General features: G+C 70.3%; 12 protein-coding genes. 6 read left to right on the forward strand and 6 right to left on the reverse strand.

What is annotated here, in order from left to right; translation table 11 throughout:
- Positions 1 to 304 precede the first annotated feature (304 nt).
- Positions 305 to 817 (forward strand): RNA polymerase sigma factor, encoded by a 513-nt coding sequence (locus ACFQV6_RS11140; protein WP_378027321.1) that lies wholly within the window; start codon positions 305 to 307, stop codon positions 815 to 817.
- On the forward strand, positions 807 to 980 hold the full coding sequence (locus ACFQV6_RS11145) for a hypothetical protein (protein ID WP_378027322.1): 174 nt from the start codon (positions 807 to 809) through the stop codon (positions 978 to 980). The genes ACFQV6_RS11140 and ACFQV6_RS11145 overlap by 11 nt, the downstream gene beginning before the upstream one ends.
- A gap of 76 nt (positions 981 to 1,056) precedes the next feature.
- Here ACFQV6_RS11145 and ACFQV6_RS11150 read toward each other — a convergent pair whose 3' ends face one another.
- From ACFQV6_RS11150 to ACFQV6_RS11160, 3 genes are all read right to left on the reverse strand, one after another.
- Entirely contained in the window at positions 1,057 to 1,650 is a 594-nt protein-coding gene (locus ACFQV6_RS11150; RefSeq protein ID WP_378027323.1) for a hypothetical protein, read from the reverse strand.
- A 27-nt stretch (positions 1,651 to 1,677) separates the two neighbouring features.
- Positions 1,678 to 2,118: a hypothetical protein gene (locus tag ACFQV6_RS11155; RefSeq protein WP_378027324.1), complete on the reverse strand. Its 441-nt coding sequence runs from the start codon at positions 2,116 to 2,118 to the stop codon at positions 1,678 to 1,680.
- Between the two features lie 119 nt (positions 2,119 to 2,237).
- Entirely contained in the window at positions 2,238 to 2,984 is a 747-nt protein-coding gene (locus ACFQV6_RS11160) for a hypothetical protein (protein ID WP_378027325.1), read from the reverse strand.
- A 126-nt stretch (positions 2,985 to 3,110) separates the two neighbouring features.
- Here ACFQV6_RS11160 and ACFQV6_RS11165 point away from each other — a divergent pair, with 126 nt between their 5' ends.
- Entirely contained in the window at positions 3,111 to 6,125 is a 3,015-nt protein-coding gene (locus ACFQV6_RS11165; protein ID WP_378027326.1) for a BTAD domain-containing putative transcriptional regulator, read from the forward strand.
- On the opposite strand, the gene ACFQV6_RS11170 is transcribed toward ACFQV6_RS11165, so the two are convergent.
- The gene (locus tag ACFQV6_RS11170) at positions 6,037 to 8,403 is read right to left on the reverse strand and encodes a hypothetical protein (RefSeq protein WP_378027327.1); all 2,367 of its coding nucleotides are present in this window, start codon (positions 8,401 to 8,403) and stop codon (positions 6,037 to 6,039) included. The genes ACFQV6_RS11165 and ACFQV6_RS11170 overlap by 89 nt on opposite strands.
- A 119-nt stretch (positions 8,404 to 8,522) precedes the next feature.
- Between ACFQV6_RS11170 and ACFQV6_RS11175 the strand changes: the two genes are divergently transcribed.
- Positions 8,523 to 8,837, forward strand: coding sequence for a hypothetical protein (locus tag ACFQV6_RS11175; RefSeq protein WP_378027328.1), 315 nt, complete (start codon positions 8,523 to 8,525; stop codon positions 8,835 to 8,837).
- 224 nt (positions 8,838 to 9,061) lie between these two features.
- On the opposite strand, the gene ACFQV6_RS11180 is transcribed toward ACFQV6_RS11175, so the two are convergent.
- Entirely contained in the window at positions 9,062 to 9,757 is a 696-nt protein-coding gene (locus ACFQV6_RS11180) for a methyltransferase domain-containing protein (protein ID WP_378027329.1), read from the reverse strand.
- A gap of 28 nt (positions 9,758 to 9,785) precedes the next feature.
- On the opposite strand from ACFQV6_RS11180, the gene ACFQV6_RS11185 reads away from it, so the two are divergent.
- Positions 9,786 to 10,241: a MerR family transcriptional regulator gene (locus tag ACFQV6_RS11185; protein WP_378027330.1), complete on the forward strand. Its 456-nt coding sequence runs from the start codon at positions 9,786 to 9,788 to the stop codon at positions 10,239 to 10,241.
- A gap of 380 nt (positions 10,242 to 10,621) precedes the next feature.
- On the forward strand, positions 10,622 to 11,398 hold the full coding sequence (locus tag ACFQV6_RS11190) for a winged helix-turn-helix domain-containing protein (RefSeq protein WP_378027331.1): 777 nt from the start codon (positions 10,622 to 10,624) through the stop codon (positions 11,396 to 11,398).
- A 235-nt stretch (positions 11,399 to 11,633) separates the two neighbouring features.
- On the opposite strand, the gene ACFQV6_RS11195 is transcribed toward ACFQV6_RS11190, so the two are convergent.
- Positions 11,634 to 14,870: an NACHT domain-containing protein gene (locus ACFQV6_RS11195; protein ID WP_378027332.1), complete on the reverse strand. Its 3,237-nt coding sequence runs from the start codon at positions 14,868 to 14,870 to the stop codon at positions 11,634 to 11,636.
- Positions 14,871 to 14,941: the final 71 nt, after the last annotated feature.

Here is a 14,941-nt window from a genome sequence, read left to right on the forward strand (position 1 = left end):
GCCTCCTCGCGCGCCACCGGGAAGGAAGCTGGTCGTCCATCTCGCCCGCCGGCGCCGTTGACACTGATCACGTACGGCCGGAAGGTTTTTCCATCGGCGTTGCACACGATGCCGGTGTCTCGTACCTAACGCACGACAACGGGGGCGGGAGAACAACCGCCGCACCACAGGGGGCTCTCCCGGCCCCTCTGCGGAGGCCGGACGCCGCAGGCGCCGGCCGTCCAGATGAGGAGAAGAACGTGCCAACTGTCCAGAGAATGCTCTTTGCTCCTTACCGAGGGAGAAAAACAGCGCAATGGCTACCGTGGCGAGCGCAGACACTGTGCACGAGTTCACCACCTTCTACGAGTCCGACTACAACCGGCTGACCTGGTTTCTCGCCCGGGCCGGCGCGTCGCCGGCCGAGGCCGAGGACGTGGCCCAGGAGGCCATGCTGGTCGTCCTGAACACCTGGCTGACCGTCCGGGCCCCGCAGGCCTTCGTCCGTACCGTGGCACTGCGCACGCTGTACCGCGGCTGGGACGAACGCAAGCGAAGCCTCGACGCCGAACAGCGCATCGCCTCGCGCAAGGGATGGCTCGAGGCCTTCGACGCCAACGAGGACGTCGACGCCGCCCTGGAGCTGCTGGAGGCGCTGCCATCGGCTCAGCGTGAGGTGTTCGCCCTGTACACCGACGGCTTCTCCGAGAAGGAGATCGCCGAGATCACCGGCAAGAAGGAAACGACGGTGCGCTCCACCCTGCGGCACGCCCGCAACAGGATGAGGGGCGTGCTTCACCCCGACCACGACCGGGAAGGAGGAAACCATGGACCGTGACACCGAGATCGACCGTCTGATGGACCGCGCGTCCACGGCAGCCCTCGAGTCCCTGGACGCCAAGGTCGACGTCCAGCAGCGGCTCCGCCGGCTGCTGGAACGCGCGGGCGCGGACCCCGAAGAGACCGGCGCAACCAGCGCGGACCACGCTCGCAGCCGGTAGCGCCCCACGTAGCGAGGCCCTCGCCAGGAGAAACTGGTGAGGGCCTGCTGCTCAACTGTTCGGTGATCGGAAGGGTTCAGTCCTGTCTGAGGCCGACTCGCCCTTTCTCGGTGACGATTTTCGTGCCGACCGGCAGCACGGGATAGCTGACGTTGTCACCGGAATTGATCTGATGGCTCAGGCCGTGAGCGCTGAGCTTCGCTGTCGCGTAGCTGTCGGCCGTGGCCACGAAGATGCGGAACTTGGCCGTGTCGTGCTCGTCGTGGCCGACATAGAGGGGCCCGCAGTCCAGCCGGTTCTCGGCCTCCATGCACTGGGCTGCCTGGACGATGAAGGGACCGGATTTCTCGTTCTGGTATCCGAGCCAGAAGGTGAGGCTCCGCGGTGCGGGACCGTTCAGGCGGATGTCGACCTGCTGCGGCCGGGTGATCCGATCACCGGCCGCCGGGTCCCTGATCTCGGCCAGGGACGGACCGGGCAGGGCCTTCGGGATGACCACGTAGGCCGTCCAGCTCAGAGCGGCGAAGACGATCGCCGCCCCCATCAGCCAGCCGGCACGCTTGAGGGTGTGGCCAGGCACGTTCTTCCGCTCTCCGGCGGCTTGAACGATGCTGGCGACAAGGGCCACGAGCGCGGCGAGCAACCCGAGAACAGCGATGGCGATTTCCATGGAATCCCCCTGTCCGCCATGCCTCGATCAGGCAGCCGTCATGACAGTGGTCAGATCGAAGGAGAGGTCCTGGCCGGCGCACTTCTGGTCCGCCCACTCCTCCATACCGATTCTGATCGTGATCTTCTTGGTCGACCGCGCCGGAACGGTGAAACCCTCGATCGGCTTGACCCGGACGGCCCATTCCGGACAACCGCTGCCGGTGGCGGCATTCCCACCGGAAAGCTTCGTCACCCGTACCGGATAGTCATTGTTGTTCTTGATCGTCACGCGCAGCGGCGCGGTCTTGCCGGGAAGCAGCCCGGTGACGTCGCCCGCGACCGTGACCGTCGGCTCGGCCGCGCCGGCCGCCACCACCTTGACCTTGTCCTGCTGCGTCCAGGAGTAGGCGGCCCAGGCTGCGGCGCCTCCGCTCAGGACAGTTGCTGTCACCGTGGCCACCACTGTGGCCTTTCCCAGCTTCACCATGGCGTTTCCTCCTTCAGGGTCAGCGTCAAGGCTGGCCGTGGGAGGGATTTCGCAGCAGTACAGGGGCGTACCCGTACCTTTGCTTCACGACGTCGCGGCTCGCCCGCCGGACGTCGTCGTCACTGCCCGGTGTCGTCCTGAGGGAGGTCGGTGTCGTCCTGAGGGAGGTCGGTGTCGTCCTGAGGGAGGTCGGCGGCGCTGACCCAGCCGCTCCAGAGTGCCCAGCGGGCGAGGGGCAGGCGGAAGTCGTCGTTGGCGGTGTTACCGTCCTCCGGGGTGAGGCCGGGGATGCCGTAACCGGTCAGGATCTCCCGGATCTCCCGGATCACCCTGCGGACGTACTGCGGTTTCAGGTTGAGGGCGGCGCCGATCTCGGTGTAGGTGGCCGGGCGGGCAGCGCGACCGGAAGCGATCAGCAGCGGCCGGCACAGCGCGACGGCCATCCGATGCTGTGCCGCGGTGAGGCTCGCCGGGCTGGTGAAGGTATCGGCGGAGCGGGTGCCGGTGCCGGCGTCGGCCGGGGCCGGGGTGATCGCGGAGGCGTCGACGTGGATCTCGATGTCGGCGAGGCCGCCGGCCAGGACGACGGCGAAGACGCGGTGCGGCAGTGAGGTGATCGCGGCGCCCGGGCCGACGACGTGGTCCTCGCCGCGGCGCGGACGCAGGACGAACGGCTTCGACGTGGACACGTTGCGGATCAGCACGCAGTCGTTCAGCGTGCTGAGCACGGCAGCGCGCCGGGAGAGCCGTTCGTCGTCCGGCAGCCGTACGTCGCATCTGCTGCTGCGGCCGACGGTCAGTTGCCTGCCGACCGGGAGGATCCAGGTCCGGCGCTGGTAACTGACAGTCGCGGCTGAACTGTCCACTGTTCTCCCCACTGGTGAGTTTGTCTGTCTATCGCACAGTGGACCGAGATCACCAGCTGCGAGTCCGATCCGGTTCGAGCCGTTGCTGCGATGGACCGGCGGGGATTTCATCGACATCCTTGACTGATGGCCGTCCCGCGGATCGCCCGGACACCAGTGACCGGTGCACCGCCGAGCCTCGCCCTGCTCGTGCTCGGGCCACTGGCGGTGGGCGCCTCCGGCGAATTGCGGGCCGTCCGCGGGCAGCAGGGCCAGATCCTCAGCACGCTCGCGGCGCACTGGCCGCATCCGGTCCCCGTCGACACGCTTGTCGACGAGCTGTGGCCGGAGCACCCGCCGGCCTCGGCCCGGACCGGATTCCGGGTGGTGCTCACCCGCCTGCGCGGGCGCCTGCCGCCGGCGGTCCCCGCCATCGTCCACGAGGGTGGCTCCTACCGCCTCGACGTCCCCGCCGAGCAGTTCGACCTGGCCCGCTTCGAACAGCTGGTCGCCCGCGCGGCCCGGGACATGGCCGCGGCGCCGGGAGCGGCGGCGGAACAGTTGATCACCGCCCTGGGTCTGTGGCGAGGTGACGCCTTCGCACCGTTCGCCGGCTCGCCCCGGCTCGGCGCGGCCGCCATCCGGGCCGAGGAACGGCGCCGCGCCGCCGAGGAGCTGCTGGTGTCCGCCCTGCTCGACGCGGGCCGGGCGGACAGCGCCGCCACCTGGGCCAGCGGTCTGGTCGAGGCCGAACCGTACCGGGAGCGCCGCTGGGAACAGCTCATGCTCGCCCTCTACCGGACCGGGCGCCAGGCCGAGGCGTTGCAGGCCGGGCGGCGGGCGACGGTGATACTGCGCGAGGAGCTGGGTCTGGATCCGGGGCCCGCGCTGCGGACGCTGGAAGCGGACATCCTGGCGCAGGCCGGCCACCTCGACGACGTCCAGCCGGCGGCCGGGGCGCTGACCACCGGTACGGCTGGTGAAGACGTGGCCGTCGACCAGGTGCGGGCCGAGCGGATGGCGGCGAGCCGGTTCCACCGCGCACGGCTGCCCGTGTGGACCACCAGCCTGATCGGGCGCGACGAGGACCTGTCCCGGCTGGCAACGGTGATCGATCAGACCCGGTGGGTCACCGTGGTCGGGCCGCCGGGCGTGGGCAAGACCCGGCTGGCGGCCGAGTTCGCCGCGAGCACCGTACGCGGAACGACCTTGTGGCTCGACCTGGTCGACGTGGAACCCATCGGCCTGACCCGAGCGCTGGCCGACCTGACCGGAGCCCGGCTGACCGGCGACGATCCCGTGGCCGAGCTGGCCGCGGCACTGCCCGGCGAGGCGATGCTGCTGGTCCTCGACAACTGCGAGCACCTGGTCGACCCGATCGCCCAGTTGACCGGGGCGCTGCTCGCCGCCTGCCCCCGGCTGACGGTGCTGTCCACCAGCCGCAGGCCGGTGGGGTCACCGGCGGAGGCGCAGTACCGGCTCGAACCGCTTCCCCACGACGACGCCCTGCGGCTGCTGCTGGAACGGGCACCGGCCGGGCTCTCGGCGGAACCGGCCCGGGGCGCCCTCGAACGGCTGGTGACCCGGCTCGACGGGCTGCCGCTGTCCATCGAGCTGATCGCGCCGACCCTGGGCCAGTCCACGGTCGGCCACGTGCTCGAACAACTCGACCACGCGATCCCGCCGGACACCGGGCGGGGCCAGCGCGACCGGCGGCACCGCTCGCTCGACATGGCGCTCGACTGGTCGCTGCGGCTGCTCGGCGAGCAGGACCGGCAGCTGTTCGCCGTACTCGGTGCGGTCGCCGGGCCGTTCACCACCGCCGACGTCGCCGACCTCGTGCGGCGCGATCCGGGTGAGGTGGGTACCTGCCTGGGCCGGCTCGCCGCACACGGCCTGCTGCGGGTGTCGGCCACCGGGCACCAGCCACGCTGGGCGCAGCCGCACCTGCTCCGGCTGCACGCCCGCTCCGTGCTGGCGGCGGACGGCACCCTCGAGGGGTTCGACGAGCGGCAGGCGATGCGGCACGTGACGCTGGCCCGGTGCCTGGCCACCGACCTGGCCGGGCCCGACGAGGACCGGGCGGTGGCCCGGCTCGACCGGATAGCGCCGCAACTGGACGCCACCCACCGGTGGCTGGTCCAGCGGGGCCGTGTGGACGAGGCCGTGACGTACAACCTCGCGCTGTGGGAGTACACGTTCTTCCGCCAGGACTACGGCAGATATCAGTGGCTGGAGGACTGCCTGGCCATGGCCGGTGCCGGCGAGTCGGCGCGGGTCGCGGAACTGGCGGCCGAAGGGGCGCTGGCGGCGTGGGCCCGGGACAGGTTCCTGCCCGCCCTGGCGCTGGCCGACCGGGCGGAGGCGGCGGCGCTCGCGGCGGGCCGGCCGTTGCCGCTGGCCGCGCTGAAGGCCCGGTTCAACGTGGCCGCCTACGAGGGCCGTACGGAGGACGCCGTTGGTCTGCTCGGGCGGCTTCTCCAGGAGTCGGAAGGCCTGGCCGACGACCGGCACCACGCCGACAACCTGGTGGTACTGGCACTCGGGATGGCGCAGTGGGGCCGCCGGGAGGAGGCTGCCGCCGCGGCCTCGCAGGGTATGGCGGTGGCCCGGGCCACCGGCAACCCGTCCTCCGTCGCGTGGGCGGGTGTGGCGCTCGGTTCGGTGGAGCTGCCCACCGAGCCTGACCGGGCGGCGCGGGCGTTCACGGCGGCGAGCCGGCTGGCCCGTACGGTGCGCAACCGCTGGGTGGACGGGATGGCGTTGTCCGGCCTGGTGACGGCGCTGCGCCGGCAAGGACGGACCGACCAGGCGCGACGGCTGCTCGCCGAGGTCGTCCGGATGTGGGGTCGCAACCGGTCGCACGGTCAGTTGGTCCGGGCCGCCCGGGAGGCGGCTTTGCTGGCCGTCGACGACGGAGCGGCCGGCACCGCCGCGCGTCTTCTTGCCCTGTCCGGGGACGTCGGGATCGGTCACCCGATGCTTCCCGACGACCTGGCCAGGCTGGCCGACGTGGCTGCCGCTCATCCGGACGGATCGGTGGAGGCCCCCGCAACGGCCCGCCTCGACCAGCTCATTCTGGCCGAGCTGGCTGAGCCGGCCGGCGGGAACAGCCGGCCGGCCAGTGGTCGGGAACCTGCTCCTCGGCGGCCAGCCGGGTGACATCGTCGGCCTGCCGCGGCCGCCGGTAGGGGCGGGTCCGGCCCTGCGCCAGGAACGGCCGGACCCAGAACCGCCCGATGGTGCTGATCAGCAGCCGGGCCAGTGGCCGGGCGGGCCGCAAGCGCAGCAACGCGCTGAACACCGCGGTCACCAGAGCCGCCGGCCGATGCTCCGGGCCGCTGCCCACGAGCAGCAGCGCCGTGACTCCCGGATCGCCCAGCGAGCGCGTCAGCCCGGGTGCGAGCCAGCCGAACCACCGGGGGAAGCCGTCGGCGACGCCGTCCTGGAGGGCCTCGGACAGCCGTACGCCGTCGAGCGATCGGGCGTGCTGCCGGCGCCGGATCGCCAGCGCCAGCGCCCGGGCCTCGGCGTAGTCGAGCGGGCGGCGACGCCCGCCGGGACCCGGCAGCGTGAGGGCGTCGTGTGGCGCTCCGAGCAGATGCCCGATACCCAGCCAGAAGCCGGCGACGGCGTCCTTGACCTGCGGCGGCGGTTCGATGCCCAGCGATTCGAGCATCTCGATCGGTGACACGCCGAACGACAGGGCCGCGCCGATGACGTCCTCCTGGTTGAACGGCACCCCGAACGCGCCGCTGTTCCAGCCGCGCTTCAGCAGTTGGTGCGCCATCAGGCCGTGCATCACCCGGACACCACGGACCGACCGGAACGCCGCTCCGTCGGCTGTCATCACGCCGCCGGTCCATCCGGCGGACGAGTGGAGCAGGTCGATGACGAAGTACGCGGTCTCACCGGCCCGGCGGAACGGATGCGTGGCGAGGTCCGACACCCGGCCGATGACGTGGGCACCACGGGCGGCCGCGTAACTGTCCGGGAGGCTGCGGAACACCAGGCCCAGAAACCACAGGGTGGTCCACCGGGTGAAGGAGTTCCGGGCGATCCGGCACGTCTCCGGGTCGAGCAGGCCGCCGTCGACAGCGACAGCGGCCAGCCGGGCGGCCACGTCCTGGCTCAGCTGCCGCACCGGGCGGGCGTTGCGGTCGTCGGCCACCGTCTCCAGGCTGAGGTCGTCGACGTCGTCGATGCTCAGGTGGGTGGGCCGAGTTCGCAGCTCGTCGAGTTGTGCGTCGGTCAGGTGGCAGGTCACCTCCCCCGGCTCCGGGGCGCCCGGCACCGGCCGGTTGATCAGGTTCACCTGCTCGGCGAGGGCGCCGTCCAGCTCCGGCCAGGCCGGCGGCCGGACCAGCCGGCCGGCGTCGTACCACCACGCCGCGCGCTGGTGCTCGGCGAACAGGGCCATGATGAAGGGCATCCGGTCGTCCAGGTCGGCCCAGCAGCGCGACGGCCGGCCGTCCACATCGAATCGGCTGAACAGTTTGCCCAGGAGAACCTCGTCGGGAAGGTCGGCGGGTTTACGCCGGGGCGAGCCCGGGTCCCGGACGGGGACGCGGACCACCGGCACCGGGCGGTCTCCCCCGGGCACCGGGCATCCGGTCCGCACCGTACCGGTCGGCAGTTCCACAGCGGCGAACCAGCGGGTGATCAGGTTGATGCACCGGTCCTCCAGCCACAACCGGGTGGCGCCGGGATCGCGGTGCCGCCAGCCGTACCTGGTCTGCAGGGTGAGCCACGGTGTGGTGAGGGTGCGCACCCAGGACCGGAAGCCCATCGCGATGGCCAGCGACAACAGGCGCTGTTCGTGCAGGGCCAGCAGGCAGTTGCCGAGGAGGATCTGCCCGGACCGGCGTTCACCGTCGGCCTCCTCGACGGCGTGCCGGTAGGCGCGGAAGCCGAGGACGAGCAGCTCGTTGTGGCGGGGCCCGCCCGGCCGGAGCCGGGGATCACTGAGGGAGACCCAGAACTCGTCCTCGCTGCCACCGCCCGGAGCGCCCGGCGGGGCGAACAGCCGCCGGCGCAGGTCGCGTTCACACTCCTGCCAGGCCGCCTCGACGTCGCCGCCGCTGCGGGCGGCGGCGCCGACGGTGTCCAGGAAGACGGCGTGTGCGCGCCCGATGTCGGCGAACACGTCCCGGTTGCCGTCGGCGAAAGCCCGGCCGATGATCGACCCCAGGACCGGTATGCGGACGGTCAGATAGCCGCCGATGGTGTGGCTGGCCCACTGCCCGAACGTGGCCCACGTCGCATCGCCGGTGCCGAGCAGATCCGCCATCGCCGCGGCGAAATCGCCGTAGGCCCGGCTGATCAGTTCGTTGCGCAGCCGCACCGGCATCGGGGTGAAGGCCACGTCCTCGACGCGCTGCCGGTCGGCTTCCCGGCTGCCCAGATCAGGGGTCCAGCGCAGTTCGTTCGCCGGGCTCATGGGTCGTTGCTAGCACACCGGCCGGCTGCCGCGCACCCCCGGCAGCTTTGTTAGCCGGTCGTTAGCGGCCGGCGCCGACGATCGGAGGCATCACACCACCACCATTCCAGGGGGACGAAATGGCAAAGGTCACCGTCACGAAAATCGTCTGCGAACGCAAGCAGGACGTCACCGGAAAGGACGAGCCCGTGCTGAAAATTGCCGGGCAGGAGCGCTGGTCGGGCAAGATGGGCAACGACGACATCGAGTACCCCAACGAGTCCGAGCCGTTCACCACCACCATTTCGGTGCAGTTGCTGGAGCGCAACGAGAACAACCCGAACAAGGACAAGGTACTGAACTCGTGGGTGCTCAACGCCACGCCGACGGGTGCGAAGACCCTGACCGCGACCTCGTCCGGGTTCCACTACACGGTCTACGCCACGGTGAGCTGACCTGACGCGCCCGTGAGCATTGCCCGGTCCGCACAGGACCGGGCAATGCGCATTCATTCCAAGAATAAAACCTATTTTGTACGCGGGACGAGCGCTTTCTCAGCCGATACTCCACGTCATCCCCGCGCGTCATCCCCGCGCGTCATCCCCGCGCGTCATCCCCGCGCGTCATCCCTGCGCGCGTCATCTCTGCGCGCGTCATCTCTGCGCGTCATCTCTGCGCGTCATCTCTGCGCGGCCACGAGGAACATCGGTATCGCGACGAAAATGCGGTTCCTTCGTAGACGTTCGTCCTGCTCGGCGAGCCAGCTCCGGTCCTCGGCGATCCGGTGCAGCAGCGCGAGCCCTGCCTCGTCGGTGAACACGGCGGTGTGCACCTCCACGACCGGATCGGTGAACCCGGCGTCGAGCAGCAGATTGCGGTAACCGCGGGCAACACGTGGCGACGGGAGCGAGTCAGCCTTGGCGTGCACCAGCCGGCGGGTGAGTTCCGGCTCGTCCGAGTCCACGGCGATCATGTCCCAGTCCTGGCCGATGAGGACGACCCGGCCACCCGGCGCGAGCACCCGGCGGGCCTCGGCCACGGCGAGCGCCGGGTCGTCGAGGGTGTGCAACACCTTGTCCGCGCGGTAGCCGGTGACCGACCCGGTCGCGAGCGGCAGTTCGCAGGCGTCGCCGATGTGGAACTCGCCGGCCGGCCAGCGCCGGGTGGCCACGGCGATCATGTCGGGGTCGAGGTCGACGCCGACGGCATGAGCTCCGCGCTCGGCCATCTCGGCGACCGCGCGGCCACCGCCGCAGCCGGCGTCGACAACGGTGCGCCCGGTCAGGTCACCGAGCAATTGGTAGGAACGGGTGCGCAGGCCGACGGCCATGGGCTGGGCGTCGACGGCGTCAAGGACAGCAAGAAGGCTGGACATGTCTGCCATGGTCGGACTTAATGTCGACATGAAGTCAAGCCTGATGACGATCGGCGAGGTGGCCGACCGTTTCCACATGCCGGCCCACGTGCTGCGGCACTGGGAGTCGGTGGGCCTGCTGTCCCCCGCACGCGTCACGGGTGGCCGCCGCTGCTACACCCGCGACGACCTGTTCCGGGTGGCGTCGATCCTGCGCGCGAAGCAGGCCGGCATGCCGCTGCCGGACATCCGGGCCTTCCTGCTCGCCCGCGACCCGGCCGCGCGCAAGGACTTGCTGCGCCGCAACCACGATGCGGTGCAGGCGAGGATGGCGGCGCTGCGGGCGGCCTCCGCCCTGCTGGAGGCGGGGCTGAACTGTTCACACGAGGACATCACCACGTGCCCGAACTACCGGCTCCACCTCACCGAACTGGTGGACCACCACGGCCAGGCCCCGGTTACCCAAGAACCGGAAGCTTCCGAACGTCCGGCAGATCTTGGGTGATTGACCACCTTCGCGGGTGCTGTATCACCCAAGATCACCCACTCGCACTCTGAATCATCCGCGCTGGGTGATGTATGTGCGGCGCCCCGGCGCAAGGTAGGAGTTCGTGCTCGTCGTGGACACGTCCCTGATGAACGTCTCGACACGCCGGAGCCCGAACCGTCGGGCTCCGCCGACCGGATGGTCCTGGGTTGACGAGCCCGCCGACCGGTCATCCCGCATGTTCAGCAGCCGGAAGGTATCGGCGCGATATCTAGTGGTAACAGTCCCCGATTAGCGTGCGGACGAGCACGGCACCCCAGGCGCCGGCTTCGGGCGGCGTGGCAAGGCGGCGTCCCCGGACGGTGTTCGTACTGCCCCGATTGCCACGAAAGGGTGTCATGAATCTCCTCCTGCTGACCGACAGCCATCTCGATGTGCTGCCTGTACTGGACCTGCTGCCGTACGCCGTGAAGGTCTCGCCGCGGGACAACTGGGCCGAGGCGATCAAGGACCCGCACGTGGCCGTGGTGCTGGTCGACGCCTGCGGGCAGCTGAGCCAGGCTCGCGCGACCTGTCGGGCGCTCCGCGCGAACGGTCTGAGCGCACCGTTGATCGCGTTGGTTCGCGAGGGCGGCCTGGCAGCTGTCGGCGTCGACTGGGATATCGACGACTTCGTTCTGACAACCGCAGGCCCGGCGGAGACGGCGGCCCGCCTGAGGATGGTCGTGGAGCGGCGCGGGCTGGCGAGTGCCACAGCGGACGAGTTGATCCGCGTCGGCGACCTGACCATCGACCCACACAGCTACACCACCAGACTGCGTGGCGAGACGCTGGCACTGACCTACAAGGAGTTCGAGCTTCTGAAGTTCCTCGCTCAGCAGCCCGGCCGGGTGTTCAGCCGTGATCAGCTGCTGCGTGAGGTCTGGGGCTATGACTACTTCGGCGGCACTCGCACGGTGGACGTCCACGTCCGCCGCCTGCGGGCCAAGCTCGGACCACGCTGCGAGACGATGATCGGCACTGTCCGCCAGGTCGGTTACAAGTTCGTCGCCCCGGCCACGGGCAGCCTCCGGGGCGCCGGCTCCAGCGGTCATTCGATCCACCACGACGGGTTGTCCTCCTCCGAGAACTCATGGGACCAGTCCTTGGTCGCGTCGTTGACCGCACACCAGTAGAACCTCGCCACCGTGCGGGCGCTCCGCAGGGCGCTGTGGGATCTGGCCTTGAGCGCCGACCCGCACCTACAACCGCCCGAAGGCTCGCCGCGAGAAGAACGTTAGGCCAAGATCTGCCGCGCGGTCGAAAGGTTCCAGATCTTGGGTAGCCGGCCACACCCCGCGGTGCAGAAACGCCCAAGATCGTGCGCGCGGCGTGCAGGCAGCGCCCGAGGCCACGACGCAGCTCTGATCGCTAGGTGACTTCGAACAACTGCTGTACCAGAGCGGCGTCGATGCGCTCAAGGTCCGGCAGACGTCCGGTCTCCTGCAAGTACGCGACAACGTCAGCACGGTCACCTCTCGGCGCCATCGCCCGCAGCGCCGAGACCAGAACCCGGCTGCCGACGCCGGGATGGTCTCGGATCAGCTGCGAGACCAGCGAGTCGCCGTAGAAATGGTCTCCGTCGCGGGGCGTCCCCACAGCTCCCGAGGCCACGAGACACTCGACGGCGAATCCCGCGGCGCGGACAGAAACAACGGCCTCGTCGATCAGCATGTGCACGATGCCGCACACCTCGTGAGCCGGTAACCGGTGGGCTTCGGCGCGCACGGTGCTCAGCACCAGTTCGGTCGTACCCTCGCTCGCTGTCCTGATTTCTCTGTTCTGCCAGGCGTCGTAGGTCGCGGAGTTGGCCGCGTCCTCGAAGGCGGCGAGCAGATCTTCCGGTGCGGCGTTCCGCGCGACGGCGAGCCACAGGCGAAGGAGGCTGCGGGCGGCCGACTCGTGCCTGCCGTTGTCGTCCGGCGTGAAGTGGGTCAGGGCCTCGGGCAGGTGATGGATCAGCGGTTCGACGGCGTGCAGCAACACGTTGTCGCTGAGGTTGTTGCTCAGGTACATCGACCTGATCGCGGAGGGGAAGGAGAATCCGGCCACGACCTCCTGGTCGCGCTGATCGGCTTCGATCGGGATGATCCAGTCGGCGTCGCTCGGGCCGGGCAGGGCGCCGGTCCAGTCGCTGTACTCGACGACGATGTCGCGGCGGCCGTTGTGCCGATCGCGGGTGACGGTCAGGATTTCCATCGCGTCCATGTACATCTCGGAGGGCACGGCCGCGCGCCATTGGAGGGCGGCCCCGCGCATCCAGTACGCGGGGTCGTCGGTCTGGGTGAACAGGTCCGAGGCTCGCAGCGGGCCTCGGCAGGCCAGGGTCACCAGCATCAGGTTGAACGAGTAGGTCGCCATCCAGTGGTCGACGCGTTTCTCGATCGGGCGGTACCGCGTCTCGGCGTATGCCGGCCGGGTCACCGCCTGACTGGTGCGGCTGGTCAGCCACGCGCGCAGACGGTCGCGGTCGGGGTCGTCGAGCAGGTCGGCGATGAACGGCAGGACGGTGCCCCGTGCGGTCAGCGGTGTGAAGCCGAGCAGGGAGCGCATCAGGTCGTCGTCGTTCACCGGGCCGGGGCGCAGCGACAGCCGGCCGGCCGCGTCGCGCGCTTCGGTGTCGCGGACGGCCTGCACGACGAGGCGGGCCACGAGGTACTCGCCGAAGGTGGCGTGCAGGAATTCGTACGTGCGCAGGGTCTTGTCGTCGCGCAGTGCCTGCGCCCTCTGGATGAAGAAGAACCGGCCGACCATCTCCTGCCCGGCGGTGATGAGGGGGTCGAAGCTCTCGGTGTGCGCGGACCGCGACGCGGCGAGGCCCAACCCGGCGAGGTCGCCGTCGAGTTCGCGTTCGGTGGTCCACAGGCGCAGGCGGTGGAACATGGCGAACGCGACGACCGACAGGCGTTGCAGTTCCTGCTCGACCAGGGCAGGAATCGCCGATTCGGGTTGTCCGGCGTGGAGACGGCGCACCTCTCGTTCGGCGAAGGACGCCAGCAGGTTCTCGTAGAGGCGGCCGCCGTCGAGGTCTGCGGACTGCAGGGCGTGGCCGGTAGCGTCGTAGAGGGCCAGCATGAGCAGGAGCAACGGCTGCTCGGCGAGGTGACGCAGCCGGCGGAGCGCGTCCAGGGGCAGCGGCTCCAACCGCGGGTTCGTGTCGTTCCAGACCTTCACCCAGCTCTCGATCTGGGCGTCGTCGAAGGGCTCCAGCCGCACGGCGAGGGACCCGGCGGGCAGCCGTGCGCGGTCGGCGACGGCCACCCGGCTGGTCACCATGACCGCGACCGGGCGGCCCAGCGTGGCCTCACGCTGCTGGAAGTGCGCGACGCGTTGCAGGTAGTCCGACTGATGCAGGCCGGTGGCTTGGAGCAACTCGTCGAACCCGTCGAGCAGCACGACCGGCAGGGCGCCACCGGCGTCGCGGGCGAGTTCCGCCCAGGAGACCGCCTCGCCGATCTCGGCGCGGACGGCCCGCTCGATCTGGTCCTGGATGTCTGCCTCGGCCGGTACCTCCCGCAGGGCGACCCGGCACACGAAGAAGTCATCGGCCGGGAGCCGCCCGGCCAGGATCTGGGTCAGCGACGACTTGCCGGCACCGGGCTGGCCGAGCAGCAGCATGGGCGCTTCGGTGGCCTGCGTGGTGGTCAGGTGGGAGGCGAGGCAGCCGGCCAGGTCGCTGCGCGTGGGGATGTCGCTCCACCAGGAGTCGTCGGCGGGCCGGGCGTCGGGTCCGGCGGCCTTCAGCCGGAAGATCGGATCGAGGTAGGCGGCACCGAGCGCGGGCAGCAGCACGTTGCCGGCGTCGCCGCTGAGCACCGGGCGGGTCAGCCGCGCGCGGTAGGCGCGGGCCATGGCTGCGCGGTGCTGGCTCGGATCGCGGCCGGAGGAGGCGCGCAGCAGCATGCTCTCCAAGCGGTCCAGGCCGTGGCTGACGGCACGGGCCTCCAGGTGGCCGGCCCAGATGGCGAACTCGGGGATCTCCTCGGCGAGCCGCCGGTGGTGCTCGTCGTAGCGGGCGACGGCCTCGCCCGGCAGCCGGCCGTCGAGAAGGGTCGTCACCGTTTGGCGGGCGCGCTCGTCGGCGCGATCCCACACGGCGAAGCCGGTGAGGTGTGTCCCCATGCGGCCGGTCGCTTCATGAAAGAAATCCCTGAGAACGGCAAGCATTTCAGCGTACGAGAGATCGGGCGCCGGAAGTGGGATGTGTGAGGTCAGGATGCTGGTGATGAGCGTGTTGCCGCTGGGCTCGGCGGCGAACCGGAGTTGCTCGTCGCGGTCGAAGCCCGGGTTGCCGACGCCCGCTTCGGTGAGACAGTCGTCGAACGCCTCGAAGAAGGACACCACCACGAGTACGGCGTGCGCGGCCTGAAGCCGTTCACTGCGTTCGTGGCGTCCCAGTCCCCGTACGGCGTCATTGATCTGAGCGGTGACCAGCTCTCCCAGCCGGATCACCTCGGTCTTGGCGTCGAAGAGGCTGATCGCAAGCTCGCTGCCGCCTGCGGTGGCCACGCTCAGCGCGCCGCCCAGCAGGTTGTCGATCGCCTTGGCGAGCGGCCCCTTCCCGCCGAGGATCTTGACGGCGTCGGTATAGGACAGTCGCTGCGGCATCGCCTCATCATGGCCTATCGGTCATCGAGGCCGCTGCCGAGCTGACCCGTGTGCGCAGTTCGGGGAGAGGG

The sequence above is a fragment of the Actinoplanes sp. GCM10030250 genome (genome assembly GCF_042666575.1).
Taxonomy (GTDB): domain Bacteria; phylum Actinomycetota; class Actinomycetes; order Mycobacteriales; family Micromonosporaceae; genus Actinoplanes.

What these genes read in the sequence shown, in the direction of transcription:
- ACFQV6_RS11145 (WP_378027322.1), top strand. Translation starts at nt 807, where the DNA reads ATGGACCGTGACACCGAGATCGACCGTCTGATGGACCGCGCGTCCACG.
- ACFQV6_RS11185 (WP_378027330.1), top strand. Translation starts at nt 9,786, where the DNA reads ATGAAGTCAAGCCTGATGACGATCGGCGAGGTGGCCGACCGTTTCCAC.
- ACFQV6_RS11165 (WP_378027326.1), top strand. Translation starts at nt 3,111, where the DNA reads ATGGCCGTCCCGCGGATCGCCCGGACACCAGTGACCGGTGCACCGCCG.
- ACFQV6_RS11170 (WP_378027327.1), bottom strand. Translation starts at nt 8,403, where the DNA reads ATGAGCCCGGCGAACGAACTGCGCTGGACCCCTGATCTGGGCAGCCGG.
- ACFQV6_RS11195 (WP_378027332.1), bottom strand. Translation starts at nt 14,870, where the DNA reads ATGCCGCAGCGACTGTCCTATACCGACGCCGTCAAGATCCTCGGCGGG.
- ACFQV6_RS11150 (WP_378027323.1), bottom strand. Translation starts at nt 1,650, where the DNA reads ATGGAAATCGCCATCGCTGTTCTCGGGTTGCTCGCCGCGCTCGTGGCC.
- ACFQV6_RS11190 (WP_378027331.1), top strand. Translation starts at nt 10,622, where the DNA reads ATGAATCTCCTCCTGCTGACCGACAGCCATCTCGATGTGCTGCCTGTA.
- ACFQV6_RS11180 (WP_378027329.1), bottom strand. Translation starts at nt 9,757, where the DNA reads ATGTCCAGCCTTCTTGCTGTCCTTGACGCCGTCGACGCCCAGCCCATG.
- ACFQV6_RS11175 (WP_378027328.1), top strand. Translation starts at nt 8,523, where the DNA reads ATGGCAAAGGTCACCGTCACGAAAATCGTCTGCGAACGCAAGCAGGAC.
- ACFQV6_RS11155 (WP_378027324.1), bottom strand. Translation starts at nt 2,118, where the DNA reads ATGGTGAAGCTGGGAAAGGCCACAGTGGTGGCCACGGTGACAGCAACT.